Raw genomic sequence first — 19821 nt, forward strand, 5'->3', positions numbered from 1 at the left:
CATTTTATATATATACGAATAATAGCTACCATCACTTTACTATAAATGATCTATTTAAAACAAATTTATGCTGAAAAAAGCCAAAATCCATAGCCTGAGGCCTTAGATTCTGGCTTTTCGAATCCTACATTTGTTTATATAGCGCTAAATATTGCTGACTTGATCCGTCCCAACTAAAATCACGAGACATGGCTTCCAACATCAATTTTTTCCAAATGTCTGGATGTGCTTGATAAAGCTCAATCGCTTGTTTCAAAGTGTTCATTAAATAAAATGGTTCAAAAATATTAAAGCCAAATCCTGTTCCCTCATTTGTTACTGGATTATACGGTTCAACTGTATCTTTCAATCCACCAACTTCGTGAACAACCGGTAGTGTCCCGTAACGCATCGAAATCATTTGCGATAATCCGCAAGGTTCAAAGGCGGAAGGCATCAAAAACATATCCACTCCTGCATAAACTTTTTGAGCCAAATTCACATCAAAAGCAATTTGAATACTTGTTTTATTAGGATATTTTTCGCCAAAATAGCGGAACTGATTTTCAAAATTCGGATCACCGGTTCCAATCAAAACCAATTGTACGTCAAATTGCATTAGATTTTCCATCTCTTCTAGTAAAAGATGAAAGCCTTTTTGATAAGTCAAACGACTAACAATCCCCATCACTGGTACCTCTGGTCGAACGGGGAGACCCAAGATTTTTTGCAATTGAACTTTGTTCTCGATTTTTTGATCCAAGTGTTTTTGATCGTAATTTGCAAAGATGGCTGGATCTTTCGCCGGATTAAAGCTGTCATAATCAATCCCATTCAAAATCCCTTGTAGTTTGCCACTCTCCATCCGTAAAATCACGTCTAAACCAGCCCCAAATTCAGGTGTTTTGATTTCTTCCGCATAGGATGGGCTGACCGTTGTCACCCTATCTGCATAAAGAATTCCTGATTTCATGAAATTCACGCAATCTTTAAAACGGATAGTCCCGTCAACGTAACGTTCACTCCCCATTCCGAAAAGATCATAAAGAATCTCACGATCATATTGACCTTGGAATTCAATATTGTGGATTGTCAGCACGGTACGAATATGACTAAATTTTTGAATCCAATTATATTTTTCCTTTAATAAGAATGGGATGAAAGAGGTATGATAATCATTCAGATGCATTACATCGGGAATAAAATCAATCTTTTCCATCAATTCAATGACTGCTTGTTGAAAAAAGGCAAAACGTTCGCCATCATCATAATAACCGTATAACTCAGGACGATTGAAGTAGTAACGATTGTCTAAGAAATAATAATCAATCCCATTTAACTGAAGACGTTTCACACCGCAGTATTGCTTGCGCCAGCCAACATAGACATCATAAGAAAAAAGATCCTCAAGTTGTTCCTGATAGTGTTTTGCCATCTTAGTGAAAAAAGGCAATACAACTTTAATATCGGTTCCTTTGGCCTTCAACGCTTTAGGCAGCGCGCCAGCTACATCGCCCAAACCACCTGTTTTAAAAAAGGGGGCGCACTCTGCTGCTACAAATAATGTTTTCAAACTTATTCGCCTCCGTAGATATCGCTTAAGACGTGTGTGTTCTTTTTAATTACAATCGGTTTATTCGCCGAGCCAATGATTTTGACACCTGCCTCAACTACAACGTTCTTATCTAAAATGGCATTTTTAATTAGCGCATTTTCATGAATGCTGCAGCTGGCCATCACGATTGAATCTTCTATTTGAGCCCCATTTTCCACTACGACACTGCGGGAGAATAATGATCCATGGACTTTCCCGTAAACCATACAGCCTGTCGCAAATTGACTATCTGTCACTTCTGAGGTAGGGGCATAATAAGTCGCCACTTCATTTTTTAATTTAGTGTAGACTTTTTGTTTTGAATACAATAATGAAGCGAATTTTTTTGGATCCAGCATATCCATATTAGCCTTGTAATAAGAATTGATATCAAAGATATTGCTGACAAGCCCAGTGTATTCATAAGCCGACGTCTTAACTTTATCCATCGCCAAGATTAGGAAATCTAACAACGCAACAGGGCCCCCGTGATTTTGGCCTTCTTGTAAGGCACTGATCAGCCAATCCGTGCGACAAACAAACAGCTTCATACTCATATTCAATAATTCTTCATCTGACTTGTCTGCTAAGAAATTATGATGGTCGGTTACTGTACCATGTTCATCCACATCCAAAATTTCATCTTGCCGATAGATTTGCTCTTTCGGCATTTTTTTATAAACAACCGTCAAAGTACTATCATTTTGCTGATGAATTTTTAAGACAGCTTCTAGATCAATGTTATACAACATCCGATTTCCCATAAAGACAGTATATTCGGATTTAGACTTATTTAAGTAATCGATCACTGATTCAAAATACGGACGACCTTCTGCTTTCTTTTTCAAGAAGTCTTGATAAAAATGAATAAAGAAGCGACTATCGACGCTATCTAAATGCCATTCACGGCCACCACCGATATGGTCAAATACCGATTTGGTAGTTCCTTGATTGAACACTATATAAACTGATTTAATATTAGCATTGATCGCATTCGACAAATTGAAATCGATCAAGCGATATTTACAGTCGAAAGGCAATGTTGCCAACGGCCGTTTTTCAGTTAAAGGTAATAATTCTGGACACTCATGAACATTGCCTAAAATGGCACACATTTTATTCGCTCTCACTTGTCAACACTCCAATCACTTCTGAATATCCTACAACCGCTATTTCTTCAGTTCCATCAACCACAGCGTCATCCCCGATAATCGCATTTTCACCAATGATCGCTTTTGTGATCTGTACATTTTTACCAATTGTTGCACCCGGCATGATCACACTGTCGACCACTTTGGCTCCTTCTTTCACTTGAACATCATTTGATAAAATGCTGTGTTCCACTTCTCCAGCTACGTAACAGCCATCAACAACTAACGAGTTTTTTACGTCTGCACTTTCTGTTAAGAAATGTGGTGGCGAAATCGTATTTTTAGCTAAGACACGCCAATTTTTATCGCGAATATTTAAATTATGGGCCGGATCAATAAATTCCATACTAGCTTCCCATAATGAATCGATCGTACCTACATCCTTCCAATAGCCATCAAAACGGTAGGCAAAAACATTTTCGCCGCTTTCAAGATAAGCCGGAATCACATGTTTACCGAAATCCAACATCTGATCGTCCTTTTTATAACTATTTAACAGAACGCTGCGTAGGCGACTCCAGTTAAAGATATAAATTCCCATCGAAGCCAGGTTGCTTTTAGGTTCTTCTGGCTTTTCTTCAAATTCAATGATCCGGTCATTTTCATCGGTATTCATGATCCCAAAGCGAGAAGCCTCTTCCATCGGCACTTCAATTACTGCAACAGTCAAGGAAGCATTGTTGGCTTTATGATCTTCCAACATCGCTTCGTAATCCATTTTATAAATATGATCTCCTGATAAAACTAAAACATATTGAGGATCTTCTTGATCAATATAATCCATATTTTGATAAATTGCGTGAGCGGTTCCTTCAAACCACTTGCTGCCGTCATTACTTGAATATGGTTGCAAGATTGTTACACCAGAATTAAGTCCATCAAATCCCCAGCTTGAACCATTTCCGATATGATTATTCAATGCTAAAGGCTGATATTGGGTTACGACCCCAACTTTATTAATTCCAGAATTGATGCAATTACTTAAAGTAAAATCAATAATCCGATAACGACCGCCAAAAGGGACAGCAGGTTTTGCAATTTTCTGTGTTAATTTTCCAAGACGAGAACCTTTCCCGCCAGCTAAAATCATTGCTAAAATCTCTGTTTTCATTTTATTTGATGAAGGGCTTGCCTTCATCGACCTCCCCTCTATTTCTTACGTGTGTTAATTGACTCTGGTTTCAAAATAATGGCACCTAAAGCCGGGACAGTCGTCTTAATCAACTGGCCGTACTCTTTAAATTCGATTGACTCACTTTGGCGAGTTTCATTGTGTTTTGTCCAAGTCCCACCAAACTCTTGCATTTCAGTATTCCAAATTTCTTCATAGGTTCCTGGATAAGGCACGCCCACGTGAAAATCTTGTCGCTCAACGGGAGTCATATTTAGAACAACGATTAAAAAATCTTTCTTTCGTTTCCCTTTGCGCATAAAAGTCAAAACTGATTCAGTTGTGTTGTCTGCATCAATGATTTCGATTGTATCGTATGAATCTTCCAACTCCCACAAAGCCGTTTGTTCCTTATAGAATTTGTTCAATTCGGCGGTAAAGTGCTGCATTGAAAGATTTAGCGGATCATTTAAATCAGCCCATTCTAAACCTTCGTCAAATTTCCACTCTAAAAATTGGCCCCATTCGCTACCCATAAACAATAATTTTTTCCCAGGGTGAGCCATGAAATACGTATATAGATTCCTTAGCTGCGCAAACTGTTTATAGCGATCGCCCCACATTTTGTGCATCAAGCTCTTCTTGCCATGGACAACTTCGTCATGCGACAATGGCAGAATAAAATTCTCTTGCATCATATACATGAAAGAAAAAGTGATCAAATTGAAGTTATCTTTGCGATAAATTGGATCCATTTCATAAAAACGTAAAACATCATTCATCCAGCCCATATTCCATTTATAGTCAAAACCTAACGAACCGCTTTCGATCATCCCCGTTACCGGTGTCTCGGAAGAACTTTCCTCAGCAATCATTAAAACATTCGGATGAGCCAACTTGATAACAGCATTTAGTTTTTGTAAGAAATAGTAGCCTTCAAGATTACGATTTCCACCCTCATGATTCGGCGTCCAAGGCCCCTCATCGTAATCGCGATAAATCATATTGGAGACAGCATCCACCCGGATTCCATCAATATGAAACATCTCAATCCAATACATGGCGCTAGAAATCAAAAAGCTTTGGACTTGGGGCTTACCTAAATCAAAATTGATTGATCCCCACCGATTATTTTTAGCTCGATCCGGATCGGTATATTCGAATTGTGGTGTGCCGTCATAATAAGGAAGCGTGTCATCATTGATACAAAAATGACCTGGAACCCAATCGACAAAAACGCCGATATTATTTAAGTGGCATGCTTCTACAAAGTCTTGAAATTCTGCCGGCGTTCCATAATAAGAACTCATCGCAAAATAGCCAATTAATTGATAGCCCCATGAGCGACCCAGGGGATGTTCCATCAATGGCATAAATTCAACATGAGTGTAGTTCATTTCAACCAGATAGGGAACAAGCTCCGTTTTTAATTCAGCAAAACTATAGGGCGTTCCATCTGCATGATGCTTCCATGAACTTGCGTGCATCTCATAAATGTTTAAGGGACGTTTAAAGTGATTGATCCGTTTATTTCGTCCTCGCCACAAGCCATCCTTCCATTTTTTTTCAGGGAAACTGTATAGTTCAGCGGCGTCTCCTGGTCTTTTTTCAAAACGTACAGCAAAAGGATCAATTTTCAAAATTTCACGTCCATCTGCTTGTCGAACTTTGAACTTATAAAGATCTCCTTCACTGGCAATCTCCGTATAAACTTGCCAGATTCCACTTGCTTCATCTTTTTCCATTGGCAGATCCTGCCAATCGTTAAAATCACCAACTAGAAAAACTGCACGTGCATTTGGTGCCCATACTCGAAAAACATAGCCTTCTTGCTCTTTATGTGCTCCTAATAAATGCTGTGCATAAAAATTTTCCCCAGACAAAAATGCTTGTTTAGCCTCGCCGACTTGTTGTACTCCGTCTTGCATATTATTTTTCATGAGAGCTCCTTTTCTAGCAAACGACATCATGTTCTTAGATTGCATTTCGCTGTGCGAAATCTAATAATAAGAACATTCCTTGTTCTATTATAATAACACAAATACCTAATAAATAACACAATACAATTAGTTTAGATCGGTTCCAATGTGATTAAACACCTCTATATATTATTATATTATAATAAGAATTAAAATAGAAGAGCAAATTTTCAATTCTTTTAAATAAGTTCCTTTTTGGTCAAAAATAACATAAATTATTTCGAACTTTTATTTTTATAACGGATATCCCTTCCTCTTCTGGAGCTTTCTTCTCTTATATTTGCCTTTTGATAAAATTATCGTTAGTCTAAGGTATGCGATCTGAATTTTTAAGTCTTATTTTAATGTTCCGGAAAAATCACACGTTTCAGGAGGTTATAAAAATGGTCGATATAAAAATGCTGGCAATGATTTTTTTTATCAATTTTGCTTACGTCACACTAAATACTCTGCGTTTCATGCTGACGATGAAAGGTTACCGGATTTTAGCACCATTGATGAGCATGGTTGAGATTACAATTTATATCTTGGGACTGTCCTTGGTTTTAGACCGCTTGGATAATCCCCTCAATTTATTAACTTATGCCTTGGGATACGCAATTGGAATCAGCGTCGGGATTAAAATCGAAGATAAACTGGCTTTAGGCTACATTATGGTGACTGTGATCCTTCCAACAAATACCGATCAAGAAGCTAGTTTACCTCGCATTTTACGACAACAAGGTTACGGCGTCACCCAATCTTATGGCGAGGGACGTGAAGGTGCACGGATGGTTTTAGAAATTCTTTCGCCACGAAAAACCGAACGGACCCTTTATAAATTAATTAAAGATGTTGAAGAGCGAGCCTTTATTATTTCTTATGAACCAAAATATATTTCTGGCGGTTTTTGGACTAAAAAGGTGCGTAAACGGCAAAAAACGACTTGAAGTTTTAGCTTCAAGTCGTTTTTTGCCAGATAAAGCGTACTAACTCCGCTTCCAATTGGTCACTTTTAGTTATCGCAGAATGTCCCCCGCTATTGCCCTTAACAGTTACTTCACGATAGCTCTTCGCATGCTTTTGAAACAACAGACGTAACGCAAAAGCACTATGAATTGAAACTACCCCGTCACTTTCCGTTCCATCCTCTAGGTCACCCGCAACATCTAGCACTCGAAGGTTCTCGGGAAGTTTGTTCATCGCCCGGTCAAAGTATTGATAGATAGGTGTCTCGCCGCTAGGTCCATTTTCCGTTAATTCATAAGCAAAAATGTCCTCAGTATCCTCCGCAATCTCCAAGTCATTAAATGGTGCCGCAATCGTCACAAAACGTTCGGTCAATGGCGTCTTATCCCCGGCGTACTCCAATAAATAGCGTAGTGCTGACACACCACCCATCGAGTGACTGACCAAATTGACCCGAGAAATCTTTTGCTGATAAAGGTAACGCATTACTTTATCAATCCACTGACTTTGCGTAATTTCATCCGTGACATCTTTAGCAAACAGAACCATGATTGTCGGATTGTCATGATTGTTCTCTAATTTACCTTCAACCGACAACTGACCATCTGCTTGTACAACAATCGTCAGTTCTCGCTTAGCGATATCCGCTCTTTCTAAGCGGCGCAACAACGGCCCGAAAGAAAAAGAATTCCCTTCGTACCCGTGAATAAAGACTGTTGGAACATTTGAATAATGGATATCTTTTTCTTTTGTTAGCGTTCCAGGACTGAAATAGCGAATTCTTGCATAATAAATCCCTCCAAACACCAATAAAAAACTAACTATCAAAATGATCCCTTTGATTATTCGTTGCATTCTTTTATGCCTTCTTTTTTATCAAATAAGAAAAGCTCTCTCGTCCAGCTAATAATTTTTCAGCTAACTGGTGGCTGAAAAAGAATGGATTGGCTTCCTGTGGTAATTCGACATCTAAGGAGAAATTATCTGGATAAACCGGAATAGTCAGCTGCCAGGTAGGTGTGTCTACAATTACCTCACTCATCAATAAACTTTCTACGAAGATCGATGAGCGCCGTGGTGCTTGACCTTCTATCACTCTTTCTAAGATTAAATCTAACTGATTAGCAAAAAAATCAGGGTTCACATCCCCCACAAGACCAGCTAGTTTTGGCGAAAGTTTTGGCTGACTAATTTGCTTAAAATAATTAGGCAAGGTCTCCGCCAATTTTTCGCCGCGATTAATCGTCACTAGCCGAAAATCATCCATCTCCAAATAATTTCGTGTCGGTAAAGTTCCCTCAAAAGCGACGGTTTCTGTTAATTCATCACTCCAGTGTTTCTCTGCTAGAAAGACTAATAATTCTTCTTTCGAATATCTCCCTTGGTTCACCTGCAGAAACTCAGTGAGCAATTCAGTAGTCGGATACTCCACTATCGGCTTCAAAGAAAACTGGTAACGGCGATCTTGTCGAGAAATCACTCGATGATCGATCAATAAATCCAATTCCTTATCTAAGTGTTGCTGCTGTGGAAACGCCTGCCGAACTTCTCTTAAGATGACTGGTTCTTGTAGCTCCTGAAAATAGCTTAACAACGCTTCAATCTCCGGCCGCTCCAGGGCTTGCTGGAGTTTTTTATCCTTTGTATAGATTTGCATAATATCCTTCTTTCACTTCAGAAAAGTATCTATCTCTGCCGAGCTACTTCCTCTGGCATTATAATCCTATTTAAAAAAATCTACAAAAAAGTGGACTTTTAGTTCTTTTAAAAGTCCACTTGTTAAATTCGAATTACTGTTCGAAGGCTTCAGTTAATTGCGGTACAATTTGTTTTTTACGTGATACCACACCTGGTAAAAAGGCCCGGTCATTCTCTAGTTTTACGTTAAAGGCTGTAGTAACCTTTTCTCTCGGTTCTCCAGCGACTAATAACTCTGAATCAGAATCCAAAACATTAGTTACCAATAATAAGAATAAGTCGTAGCCATTTTTAACATTTTCTGCAAGCATCGCATCCCGCAAAGCATCTTGACGAGCAAACACTTCTGCTAAATCAACAGTGTTGACTTGAGCAATTCGAACTGTTTTATCGGCCATTGGAAATGACTTAGCATCTAAATCTAATAATTCTGCTTCAGTCTTCGTTCCTAAGTTTGTACCAGCTTTTAATAAATCTAAACCATAGCTGTTTAATTCAATACCGGCGATTTCAGCTAACTCATTGGCTGCTTCAATATCCTCTTGTGTACAAGTAGGTGACTTGAATAATAGCGTATCAGAAATGATCGCTGATACCATCATCCCAGCGATTTTGGCCGGAACTGCGATATTTTTTTCTTTGTAAAGTTTTAACACGATCGTTGAAGTACAGCCCACTGGTTCAGCGCGATAATATAGTGGATTCGCTGTTTGGAAATTCGCAATCCGATGATGGTCAACAACCGCTAGAATATTCAATTCTTCAATATCCGCCACACTTTGTTGGAATTCATTGTGGTCTACCAACATCACATCGCTCGTTTCAGCAGCAATTTTTTCTACCACCCGTGGAGCAGTCAAACCAAAATGGTCCAACGCAAATTGCGTTTCTTCATTCACAGCTCCCAATGCTACTGCTTCTGCATCTACTCCTAATTCTTTTTGCAAATTAGCAAATGCAATCGCTGCACCAATCGCATCAGTATCTGGATTTTGATGTCCAAAAATTAAAACTTTTCCCATAGTTGAATCGCTCCTTTAAATAAGTTCTTCTTTATCATATCAAAAAAAAGGAAAAGAGCAATAATATGCAGACTTTTTTCAGTGATAAATCAAGGATTTCCGTAAATTGCTGAAAATTGAAGAGTGATTTTGCTACCAGCTCCAAATCAAAAAGGTCTAGGAAACTAACCTTCCTAGACCTTTTTCAACAAAAAATATTGATAACACTTCTGCAGAATTTTTTTCTGCTGAGTGAATTGCCATAATTACTAATTTTTACGTTTCAGATAACCTTTATAGTCTTCCGTATGCAATAATTTTTTGGCATTTTCGACACGATCATCCGTTGGTGGTTCAATTCCTTCCAGCGGATAAGCTAAATCCATTTCTTCCCATTTGTATTTACCCATTGTATGGTAAGGCAGGATCTCAACTTTATCGACATTATTCAAACCTTTGATAAATTTATCTAATCGAATTAAAAATTCGTCATAGTCACTTCTAAATGGTACTAACACATGACGGATCCAAACAGGTTTATTGATCTCTGAAAGGTATTTCGCCATTTCCAAAATATTACTGTTACTTTGACCAGTCAACTCACGGTGTTTTTCATCATCGATTTGTTTGATATCAAACAAAACCAGATCGGTATATTTCATCAATTCTTCAAATTTCGAGAAAAAAGGTTCTTTATAGGTAAAGGGATTTCCACAGCTGTCTAAAGTTGTGTTAATGCCCATTGCTTTTGCTTTTTTAAATAGATCGATCAAAAAATCAATCTGTAATAACGGTTCGCCACCACTAACTGTCAAACCGCCTTTTTTGCCCCAATAGCTTTTATAATTTAACGCTTCTTTTAAAACATCATCGGCCGTTCGTTTTTGGGCTTTTGGATCATTGATTTTCCAAGTATCTGGATTATGACAGAATTGACAACGCATCCGACAGCCTTGCATAAAGACAATGAAACGCACGCCGGGTCCGTCAACAGATCCGAAGCTTTCAATTGAATGGACATTTCCGAGAATAGGTTGTTCAGTCACTGTAGACATAAACAGTCCCCCTAGCTAAATTAGTATGGATCATTTTCCAAAAAGTTACTTTTGTCATTTTTCGTACAAAAAGAACTTCTTTTTGCCTCTTTTATTTCAAAAAAGTAAGGCGAATAGAACTCCGTCCATCCGCCCATACTTCCTTATTCAACTACCTTCAGCTCTTACATTTTTGCGTGGAATGTCCGGCTGATTACGTCTTCTTGTTGTTCACGACTCAAATCGATGAATTTAACAGCATAACCAGAAACACGAATAGTGAAGTTAGCATATTCTTCTTTTTCTGGGTGTTCCATTGCATCGATTAATTTTTCTTTACCAAAGACGTTGACGTTCAAATGGTGTGCCCCTTGATTGAAGTAACCATCTAACACGTTCGTTAGGTTTTCGATTCGTTCTTCTTCATCATGACCTAATGCATCTGGATTAATACTTTGTGTATTTGAAATACCGTCCAAAGCATATTCGTAAGGCAATTTAGTCAATGAGTTTAATGAAGCCAACAAACCGTTTTGTTCTGCACCGTAAGATGGGTTCGCACCTGGTGATAATGGAGCACCAGCAGGACGACCATCAGGCAATGTACCTGTTGCTTTACCATAAACAACGTTCGAAGTAATCGTTAAGATTGAAGTTGTTGGTTCAGAATTACGGTACGTATGATAATGTTCAAGTTTTTCCATAAATGTCTTCAATAACCATACAGCGATATCATCGGCACGGGCATCGTCGTTACCATATTTAGGGAACTCGCCTTCAGTCTTGAAGTCAGTAACAATACCATCTTCATCGCGGACTGGGTAAACTTTAGCATACTTGATTGCTGCTAATGAATCTACTACGTGAGAGAATCCAGCAATACCAGTTGCAAACGTACGTTTTAAGTTTGTGTCCATCAATGCTAATTCAGCAGCTTCATAATAATATTTATCATGCATGTAATGGATTGCATTTAATGTATTTACATACATTCCAGCTAACCATTCTAACATATCATCATATTTTTCCATGACTGAATCAAAGTCTAAAGCATCGTCTGATTCGATTGGACGGTAATCTGGTCCAACTTGAACTTTAGATTTTTCATCGACCCCACCATTGATTGCATATAACAAAGCTTTCGCAAGGTTCGCACGAGCACCGAAGAATTGCATTTCTTTACCAGTTTGTGTAGCTGATACACAACAACAGATCGCATAGTCATCTAACCAAACTGGACGCATAACATCGTCATTTTCGTATTGAATTGATGAAGTATCGATTGAGATCTTAGCTGCGTAATCTTTGAATCCTTCTGGTAAACGAGAAGAATACAATACAGTCAAGTTTGGTTCTGGAGATGGTCCCATGTTTTCCAATGTGTGTAGGAAGCGGAAATCATTTTTAGTTACTAATGTCCGTCCATCCATTCCCATACCAGCGATTGATAAAGTTGCCCAAACAGGGTCGCCAGAGAATAATTCATTGTATGAAGGAATACGTGCAAATTTAACCATCCGAAGTTTCATTACTAAGTGGTCGATTAATTCTTGTGCACCCTCTTCAGTTAAAGTACCATTTTCGATATCACGTTGGATATAGATATCTAAGAATGTTGACACACGTCCGATTGACATTGCTGCACCGTTTTGTTCTTTAATCGCAGCTAAGTATCCGAAGTAAGTCCATTGAACCGCTTCTTTTGCATTTTCAGCTGGACGAGAAATATCGTAGCCATAAGCTGCTGCCATTTCTTTGATCCGTTTCAATGCATTGTATTGATCAGTGATTTCTTCACGCAAACGTAAATCTTCTTCCGTGAATTGTCCGTGTCCACAATTTTCATGATCTTTGAATTTTTGTTCCATCAAATAATCAATTCCGTATAATGCTACACGACGGTAGTCACCAACGATCCGTCCACGTCCGTAAGTATCTGGTAAACCAGTAATAATCTTGTTACGGCGAGCTGCACGAATTTCTGGCGTATATACATCAAAGACACCTTGGTTATGTGTTTTGTGATATTTACCAAAAATTTCAGTATATTTAGGATTTGGTGTGTAACCATAGCTTTCCAATGCTTCTTCCGCCATACGAATACCACCGTAAGGCATGAATGCACGTTTCAAAGGTTTGTCCGTTTGAATCCCTACAATTGTTTCTTGATCTTTCATGTCTTCATCGATATAGCCAGGACCGTAAGCGTTGGCTGCAGAAACAATATCTGCTTCCATATCTAAAACGCCACCGTTTTCACGTTCTTGTTTTTGAAGATCTTGTAATTTACCCCAAAGTTTGTTTGTTGATTCTGTTGGCTCTGCTAAGAAGTCAGCCGCACCTTCATAAGGTGTGTAGTTTGTTTGGATGAAATCGCGAGTGTTGATTTCGCCTTTCCACAAGCTACCTTTAAAGCCTTTCCAAGCAGACTTTTCAGTATCATTCATTTTGTTCAGTTCATTTGTTGCAGTTCCCATTTCAAAAGGACCTCCTTAGAATATAAAAACTTTATTGCTACAGCTTTACGATCACAGTATAACACATAAATTCTTTTATGCAAGCCTTTCCTTGTGAAAGAATGATTAGAAATAAATGACCTTTTGAAATCGTTCGCAACTCGTTGATATCAGCGAGTTTATCCATTCTATTAATTTTATAAGAATTGCTAAAAAAAGGCTCATTTATGGTGTTTTGTGATAAATAAAACGGGCGTCTGTATTAAAACAGACGCCCGACTGTAACATAATTATATAGTACAGATAATTAATCTTCCGTTAATTTTTGTGGTTGATACACAGAGAATACTTCTCCATCTTTTTTCTCATCGATGGCAAAAGTCCCATTAGAAATTCGATCACTGATTGCAACATCGGAAATGATCAATTCTTTTTCAATTCCCTTAGTAGTCGTTATCATCAGTTCTCCTTCTGTCTCTGTTGTCATAAATGCTAGGCGATGAGGATGTTTTTTCAATTCACGGAAAATCATCAAGCCCCGTTTCGCCCGACCTAATTGTGGCAATTCCTGCGCAAGCATCCGTTTTGCCGCACCACGCTGACTAATCAATAGCATTGGTGAGTCACCTTCTGTTGGAATTAATGCACCCGCTACTACGTAATCTTCGTCTTTTAAGTTAATTGCTTTAACACCGGCTGCTTTTGCTCCAACTACTGGAACCTCTTCCAACGGATAACGCAGTCCAAAAGCGCGATGAGAGGCAATAAATACGTCAACATTATGAACAGAATCCGTTAAAAACACGGAAACAAGTTGATCAGTGGTATTTTTCATTTTCATCGCCGTTGTCGAACGGCTACGATAAGTCCGCCAAGGTGAAAATTCAGTCATCCGTGTTTGCTTAATCATGCCGTTTTTACTCATAAAGATAAAGAGCTTATTCGCGTCGATCTCTTTATAAGGAAAAGCAGCAATAATTTCTTCCGTCATGGATAAATTCGTGATGGTTTGAGAAATATGTTCCCCGACGTCTTTCCATTTTAGTTCAGGGATTTCATGCACCGGACGATAGATCATATTGCCATGATTTGTCAAGATTAGCAAATGATCTAAAGTATTCAGTTTCTCGATAAAAATAATCGAATCGCCATCTTTCATCCCATGCTCATTCGGTCTAGAGGCATTATACGACCTTAAGCTGCTGCGTTTTAGATAGCCTTCTTTCGTCAAAGTGACAATAACATCTTCTTGGGTAATCAAGACCTCAGTTTCAATCTTAATTTCGCTGATTTCATCTTCGATTTTGGTTAAGCGATCATTCCCGTAGCTTTTTCTAATTTGGCGCAGTTCTTGTTTCATAACTTTGTGCAATTCTTTTTCGCTATCCAAAATCAAACGCAATTCTTTGATTTCAGCTGCCAATTCACTGGCCTCTTTTTCTAATTGCGTAATATCCGTATTGGTTAACCGATACAACTGTAAAGTTACAATCGCTTCAGCTTGTTCTTCACTAAAGTCAAAGCGAACAACTAAATTGTTTTTAGCATCCTTTTTATCTTTACTGCTACGAATCGTTGCAATAACTTCATCCAAGATTGATAAAGCTTTCTTTAAACCTTCAACAATGTGCTGACGTTTCTGGGCCTTATTTAGTTCGTACTGGCTGCGTTTTGTAATGACTGCTTTACGGTGAGTAATGTAGCTTTCTAAAATATGTTTTAAGCCAACTTGTTGTGGCGTCATATTATCGATGGCAACCATATTAAAGTTATAATTAATTTGTAAATCGGTATTTTTGAACAAGTAATTCAAAATTCCTTCAGCATTAGCATCTTTTTTTAATTCAACTACTACTTGCAGTCCTGTACGGTCAGATTCATCACGTACTTCCGCAATCCCATCGATTTTTTTATTTAAGCGAATCTCATCCATCTTTTTGACTAAAACCGCTTTGTTAACTTCATAGGGAATTTCATGAATCACGATCTGCTGTTTGCCGCCTTTTAGCGGTTCAATCGATGTTTTTGAACGCAAAATGACTTTACCTTTGCCAGTTTCATACGCTTTTTTGATTTCGGCTTTCCCTTGTAAAATGCCACCGGTAGGAAAATCCGGTCCGGGGATGTATTCCATGATTTTTTCTAACGGAGCAGTGGGATGATCGATTAAATAAATCGTTCCGTCGATTACTTCCGCCAAATTATGGGTTGGTATTTCAGTTGCGTAACCTGCAGAAATCCCCGTGGAACCGTTAACTAATAAATTGGGATAAGCCGCCGGCAAAACGGTTGGTTCCTTTTCGGTATCATCGAAGTTCCAAACCAAATCAACCGTGTCTTTTTCGATGTCTTTTAACATTTCACCACTCAGTTGCGACAAACGGGCTTCGGTGTAACGCATCGCAGCTGGCGGATCGCCGTCCATTGAGCCATTGTTTCCGTGCATCTCAATTAAAACTTGGCGCAACTTCCAATCTTGACTCATTCGAACCATTGCTTCATAAATTGAGCTGTCACCATGGGGATGATAATTCCCCATGATATTTCCGACTGATTTGGCCGACTTACGAAAACCTTTATCATAAGTATTGCCATCTTTATTCATCGCGTACAAAATGCGGCGTTGCACGGGTTTCAAGCCATCACGGATGTCCGGCAAAGCCCGTTCTTGAATAATATATTTTGAATAGCGGCCAAAACGGTCCCCCATCACTTCTTCTAATGTTAACTCTTGAATTGAATGTTTTGCTTCCATCTTGCGACCACCTCCTACTCATCAAACAAACTAATTGATTCTATCTCATCAGTTGTTCCCTTTGTTTCATCTTGTTCTGAAACTGGAATCGTTGGTTCTTCTTTGTTGTCCAATAAACTGCCGTCCTCTTCCAACGTGAATTGCACATTGTTTTCGATCCACTTACGACGGGGTTCAACTTTATCACCCATCAATGTCGTCACTCGCCGTTCGGCTTGAGCCGCATCATCGATTCGGACACGAACCAGCGTCCGATATTCTGGATCCATCGTTGTTTCCCACAATTGCTCGGCATTCATTTCCCCAAGCCCTTTATAGCGTTGCAACATATAGCCTTTACCGACTTTTTTGATGACATCTTGTAGTTCATCATCGGTCCAGGCATATTCAATCACTTGTTTACGACCGCTTCCTTTAGAAACTTTATATAAAGGTGGTAAAGCAATGTAAATTTTTCCGGCCTCAATCAATGGTTTCATGTAACGATAGAAGAAAGTCAATAACAGCACTTGGATGTGGGCTCCATCTGTATCGGCATCGGTCATGATGATTACTTTATCGTAATTACAATCAGCAATCGAAAATTCTGGTCCTACACCGGCACCAATCGTATAGATCATAGTGTTGATTTCTTCATTTTTTAAGATGTCCTGCATTTTAGCTTTTTCTGTATTGATAACTTTTCCTCGTAAAGGCAAGATTGCTTGGAACTTCCGATCGCGGCCTTGTTTAGCTGAACCACCGGCCGAATCTCCTTCGACTAGAAATAATTCATTTTTAGCCGCATTACGAGATTGCGCAGGCGTCAACTTACCTGAAAGCAAGGATTCACCTTTTTTACGTTTCTTGCCATTGCGGCTTTCTTCGCGCGCTTTCCGAGCGGCTTCACGGGCTTCACGGGCTTTGATTGCTTTACGAACCAGCATTTGACTATTTTCGCTGTTTTCCTGTAAATAAAAACCCATTTGTTCGCCGATCACGTTATCTACAGCTCCGCGAGCAGCTGGCGTCCCTAATTTTTCTTTGGTTTGCCCTTCAAATTGCAATATATTTTCTGGAATTCGAACAGAAAGAACTGCCGATAACCCTTCTCGAAAATCAGAGCCTTCCAAATTTCTATCCTTTTCTTTCAATAAGCCCGATTTACGTGCATACTCATTGAACGCTTTCGTCATAGATGTTTTCATCCCAGCTTCATGCGTCCCACCATCTTTAGTTCGAACATTATTTACAAAAGACAGCAAATTCTCAGAATAGCCATCGTTGTATTGATATGAAAATTCCACTTCGATACCATCACGCTCACCAGAAAAATAGACTACTGGTGTCAGAGTATCTTTGTCTTCATTTAAGTATTCAACAAATTCTTTAATGCCCTCTTCGAAATGAAATACTTCTTCGACTTTTTCTTCACCGCGTAGATCAGTCAATCTGATTTTAACGCCTCGTAATAAGAACGCTGATTCTCTTAAACGTTCAGATAAGATTTCATATGAAAATTTTAGCGTTGAAAAAATTTGGGCATCCGGTAAGAAATGGACAGTTGTCCCGTTAGGCTTACGGGTCTTGCCAATTTTTTTCAGCGTTCCCTGAGGTTTCCCACCGTCTTTAAATTCTTCGCGGTATTCAACACCGTCACGGACGATCGTGACATTCAGCCACTCAGATAAAGCATTCACTACACTGGCACCTACGCCGTGTAACCCGCCAGAGGTTTTATAGCCACCTTGCCCAAATTTCCCGCCGGCATGGAGAATCGTAAAGATCACTTCGACCGTTGGAATGCCTGATGCGTGTATTCCGACTGGCATTCCGCGACCTTTATCACTAACTTCGACACTATTGTCTGGATGAAGAATCACTTCAATCTCATTTCCATAGCCAGATAAGGCCTCATCGACCGCATTATCAACAATTTCATAAACTAAATGGTGCAGACCACGACTATCTGTCGAGCCGATATACATCCCTGGCCGTTTTCTAACCGCTTCTAATCCTTCCAAAACCTGAATTGAAGCGTCATTGTATTCATTGTTTTTCTTAGCCAATCCTACAACTCCCTATTTCTCGTGATTATTTTTTTATAAGAATAAATTGATTGTTCGTACTAGCTACTCCCGCCTCTAGCTCAGAGGATGTCCAATGATCGCGCTGACTTTCTTTTCATTTCAGTCAGGTTGTCTGTAGCCGCTGGTATAACGGGGTAGTATGCTAATCCCAAGTACATCATTTGTATGATACGCTAAAAAAGCTCAAAAAAAAAGCCTCTCATGATTATGAAAAGGCATTTTAACTATTTTTCTTAAGAAAACTTACGAGATTACGGACGTTTATTCAATTCAATTTTCACACAACGATCCATCACGATGTCGTTCCGCCCTTGCTCTTGTAGCATCTTTGCGGCTTCTTCACTGCTTAGTCCTAACTGTGCCCAAAAGACTTTGGCATCCGTTTGCAAGAAATCTTTTGCAACCTCTGGTAAAAATTCACTGCGTCTGAAAATATCCACGATATCGATTGTTTCTGGGACGGCAGTCAAATCTGCAAAAACTGGAATATCATTTACGGTTTGGCCGGCTAACTTTGGATTCACGCCATAGACCTTGTAGCCCTGTACTTTTAAAAGATCGGCAATTTGAAAACTGGTCTTTAGCGGATTGTCACTGAGACCCACTACCGCGATTACTTTAGCTTCGTTTAAGTATTGAAAAATCTTTGTTTGACTAGGATTTTGAAAACTCATTTGCTTTCCCTCCAGTAATTTCCTTTTCTTATTCACGACCATCAGTATAGCACGAGAATCCGATTTGTTCACTCATTTGAAATCTGCTAAAATAGCCTTACTAACAGAGAAATGAGGATTCATATGAAAACTGCTATACTTTTAGTTTTAGCATACCTTTTAGGTTCGATCCCTTCTGGTATTTGGATCGGAAAACTTTTTTTTAAGAAAGACATTCGTGAGTTCGGCAGTGGAAACTCTGGGACTACCAATACCTTTCGTGTATTAGGCAAAACAGCTGGTTTGATTGTTTTTGCAATGGATTTATTGAAAGGAACGTTAGCTACCTGCCTGCCACAGCTTTTCCATCTAGATATCAACCCGTTATGGTTTGGCTTAATCGCAGTCATCGGTCATACCTTACCGATCTTTGCCGGTTTCAAAGGCGGTAAGGCGGTTGCCACCAGCGCTGGTATGTTGTTAGGCTTCGCACCGCTGTTCTTTTTTTATTCATTGGTCTTCTTTTTGATTGTCCTTTATCTGACCAGTATGGTTAGCGCAGCGAGTATCACTTCTGCCATCTTTGTGACAATCTCATCTATTATTCTGCCCCATATTTGGCCTCAGATTCTGCCAAACCAGAATTGGCTACTGACGCTGATTTGTTTCGTCTTAACTTGCTATATTATTTATCGTCATAAAGATAATATCCAGCGGATCAAAGACGGCACTGAAAATCGGGTTTCTTTTGGTCTAAATAAGAAGGAGCAAGAATGACGGAAAAACTTTTAGATTGGGCAATCGAATTGCAGGCCTTGGCACAAGCCGGTTTAGCCTACAGCAAAGATCCTTTTGATCAAGAACGTTTTGAACGCATTCGAACGATTGCCGTAGAAATGTTGGCAGTTCAATCGCCATTGCCTATCAAAAAGCTACGTCAATTATTCGCTGAAGAAAGGGGATATCCCACTCCTAAACTGGATACCCGAGCAGCTATTTTTAAAGAGGATAAAATTTTATTAGTTCAAGAAAAAAATGAATGTTGGTCACTGCCGGGGGGTTGGGTTGATTTTGACCAATCTATCAAAGAAAATACGGTTAAAGAAACCTTAGAAGAAACCGGTTTAACTGTAGAACCGTTAAAAATCATCGCTGTACAAGATCGCAACAAACATAATCTGCCACGCTACGCCTATAGTGTCTGCAAAATCTTTGTGGAATGTCACTTGCTCCACGGAAGCTTTATTGAAAATCTTGAAACCCTTCAGATCAACTGGTTCAACCTGAATAATTTGCCAGCCTTAGCTGAGGAAAAAAATACAAAGGAACAAATTCAATTATGTTTTAGTGCTCATATTGATGCCAACTGGCGCGTGCCTTTCGATTAAAAAAG

15 protein-coding genes are annotated in these 19821 nt (G+C 39.1%); 3 read left to right on the forward strand and 12 right to left on the reverse strand.

Going from position 1 to position 19821, the window contains the following annotated elements; genetic code table 11:
• Positions 1-124: 124 nt before the first annotated feature.
• Genes glgA through glgB form a run of 4 tightly spaced genes read right to left on the reverse strand, consistent with a single transcriptional unit; the run spans position 125 to position 5775 of the window.
• The gene (gene glgA / locus EP1_RS04595) at positions 125-1552 is read right to left on the reverse strand and encodes a glycogen synthase GlgA (protein WP_067624198.1); all 1428 of its coding nucleotides are present in this window, start codon (positions 1550-1552) and stop codon (positions 125-127) included.
• Positions 1553-1554: 2 nt separating this feature from the next.
• Positions 1555-2703 carry a glucose-1-phosphate adenylyltransferase subunit GlgD gene (glgD, locus tag EP1_RS04600; RefSeq protein ID WP_067624200.1) on the reverse strand — a complete coding sequence of 383 codons (1149 nt, stop codon included), beginning with the start codon at positions 2701-2703 and terminating at the stop codon, positions 1555-1557.
• Complete coding sequence (locus EP1_RS04605; protein ID WP_067624269.1) at positions 2690-3835, reverse strand: glucose-1-phosphate adenylyltransferase; 1146 nt, start codon at positions 3833-3835, stop codon at positions 2690-2692. The genes glgD and EP1_RS04605 overlap by 14 nt, the downstream gene beginning before the upstream one ends.
• Positions 3836-3873: 38 nt before the next feature.
• Positions 3874-5775, reverse strand: coding sequence for a 1,4-alpha-glucan branching protein GlgB (gene glgB, locus EP1_RS04610; protein ID WP_157065574.1), 1902 nt, complete (start codon positions 5773-5775; stop codon positions 3874-3876).
• Between the two features lie 422 nt (positions 5776-6197).
• Between glgB and EP1_RS04615 the strand changes: the two genes are divergently transcribed.
• Positions 6198-6743 carry a DUF2179 domain-containing protein gene (locus EP1_RS04615; RefSeq protein WP_067624202.1) on the forward strand — a complete coding sequence of 182 codons (546 nt, stop codon included), beginning with the start codon at positions 6198-6200 and terminating at the stop codon, positions 6741-6743.
• 10 nt (positions 6744-6753) lie between these two features.
• Here EP1_RS04615 and EP1_RS04620 read toward each other — a convergent pair whose 3' ends face one another.
• The 8 genes from EP1_RS04620 to EP1_RS04655 all read right to left on the reverse strand — a co-directional run bounded on the left by EP1_RS04620 (position 6754) and on the right by EP1_RS04655 (position 18449).
• Positions 6754-7617: an alpha/beta hydrolase gene (locus EP1_RS04620; RefSeq protein ID WP_067624204.1), complete on the reverse strand. Its 864-nt coding sequence runs from the start codon at positions 7615-7617 to the stop codon at positions 6754-6756.
• 4 nt (positions 7618-7621) lie between these two features.
• Positions 7622-8419 (reverse strand): DUF1803 domain-containing protein, encoded by a 798-nt coding sequence (locus EP1_RS04625; protein WP_067624206.1) that lies wholly within the window; start codon positions 8417-8419, stop codon positions 7622-7624.
• A 133-nt stretch (positions 8420-8552) separates the two neighbouring features.
• Positions 8553-9482: a manganese-dependent inorganic pyrophosphatase gene (locus tag EP1_RS04630; protein ID WP_067624207.1), complete on the reverse strand. Its 930-nt coding sequence runs from the start codon at positions 9480-9482 to the stop codon at positions 8553-8555.
• 248 nt (positions 9483-9730) lie between these two features.
• On the reverse strand, positions 9731-10516 hold the full coding sequence (pflA, locus tag EP1_RS04635; RefSeq protein WP_067624213.1) for a pyruvate formate-lyase-activating protein: 786 nt from the start codon (positions 10514-10516) through the stop codon (positions 9731-9733).
• 164 nt (positions 10517-10680) lie between these two features.
• The gene (gene pflB / locus EP1_RS04640; protein WP_067624215.1) at positions 10681-12972 is read right to left on the reverse strand and encodes a formate C-acetyltransferase; all 2292 of its coding nucleotides are present in this window, start codon (positions 12970-12972) and stop codon (positions 10681-10683) included.
• A gap of 286 nt (positions 12973-13258) precedes the next feature.
• Positions 13259-15706: a DNA topoisomerase IV subunit A gene (gene parC / locus EP1_RS04645; protein ID WP_067624217.1), complete on the reverse strand. Its 2448-nt coding sequence runs from the start codon at positions 15704-15706 to the stop codon at positions 13259-13261.
• Between the two features lie 14 nt (positions 15707-15720).
• Entirely contained in the window at positions 15721-17754 is a 2034-nt protein-coding gene (gene parE / locus EP1_RS04650) for a DNA topoisomerase IV subunit B (protein ID WP_067624219.1), read from the reverse strand.
• Between the two features lie 272 nt (positions 17755-18026).
• Positions 18027-18449, reverse strand: a complete 423-nt coding sequence (locus tag EP1_RS04655) for a CoA-binding protein (RefSeq protein ID WP_067624224.1) — start codon at positions 18447-18449, stop codon at positions 18027-18029.
• 123 nt (positions 18450-18572) lie between these two features.
• Between EP1_RS04655 and plsY the strand changes: the two genes are divergently transcribed.
• Complete coding sequence (gene plsY / locus EP1_RS04660) at positions 18573-19205, forward strand: glycerol-3-phosphate 1-O-acyltransferase PlsY (protein WP_067624226.1); 633 nt, start codon at positions 18573-18575, stop codon at positions 19203-19205.
• On the forward strand, positions 19202-19816 hold the full coding sequence (locus tag EP1_RS04665; protein ID WP_067624230.1) for an NUDIX hydrolase N-terminal domain-containing protein: 615 nt from the start codon (positions 19202-19204) through the stop codon (positions 19814-19816). Before plsY ends, EP1_RS04665 begins: the two co-directional genes overlap by 4 nt.
• Positions 19817-19821 lie beyond the last annotated feature (5 nt).

The organism is Enterococcus pseudoavium NBRC 100491 (genome assembly GCF_001544295.1).
In the GTDB taxonomy this organism is placed as follows: Bacteria; Bacillota; Bacilli; order Lactobacillales; family Enterococcaceae; genus Enterococcus_A; species Enterococcus_A pseudoavium.

Coding starts and splice junctions, on each gene's coding strand:
- EP1_RS04620 (WP_067624204.1), bottom strand. CDS start 7,617: ATGCAACGAATAATCAAAGGGATCATTTTGATAGTTAGTTTTTTATTG.
- EP1_RS04630 (WP_067624207.1), bottom strand. CDS start 9,482: ATGGGAAAAGTTTTAATTTTTGGACATCAAAATCCAGATACTGATGCG.
- plsY (WP_067624226.1), top strand. CDS start 18,573: ATGAAAACTGCTATACTTTTAGTTTTAGCATACCTTTTAGGTTCGATC.
- pflA (WP_067624213.1), bottom strand. CDS start 10,516: ATGTCTACAGTGACTGAACAACCTATTCTCGGAAATGTCCATTCAATT.
- EP1_RS04655 (WP_067624224.1), bottom strand. CDS start 18,449: ATGAGTTTTCAAAATCCTAGTCAAACAAAGATTTTTCAATACTTAAAC.
- parC (WP_067624217.1), bottom strand. CDS start 15,706: ATGGAAGCAAAACATTCAATTCAAGAGTTAACATTAGAAGAAGTGATG.
- EP1_RS04605 (WP_067624269.1), bottom strand. CDS start 3,835: ATGAAAACAGAGATTTTAGCAATGATTTTAGCTGGCGGGAAAGGTTCT.
- glgB (WP_157065574.1), bottom strand. CDS start 5,775: ATGAAAAATAATATGCAAGACGGAGTACAACAAGTCGGCGAGGCTAAA.
- EP1_RS04625 (WP_067624206.1), bottom strand. CDS start 8,419: ATGCAAATCTATACAAAGGATAAAAAACTCCAGCAAGCCCTGGAGCGG.
- pflB (WP_067624215.1), bottom strand. CDS start 12,972: ATGGGAACTGCAACAAATGAACTGAACAAAATGAATGATACTGAAAAG.
- EP1_RS04615 (WP_067624202.1), top strand. CDS start 6,198: ATGGTCGATATAAAAATGCTGGCAATGATTTTTTTTATCAATTTTGCT.
- EP1_RS04665 (WP_067624230.1), top strand. CDS start 19,202: ATGACGGAAAAACTTTTAGATTGGGCAATCGAATTGCAGGCCTTGGCA.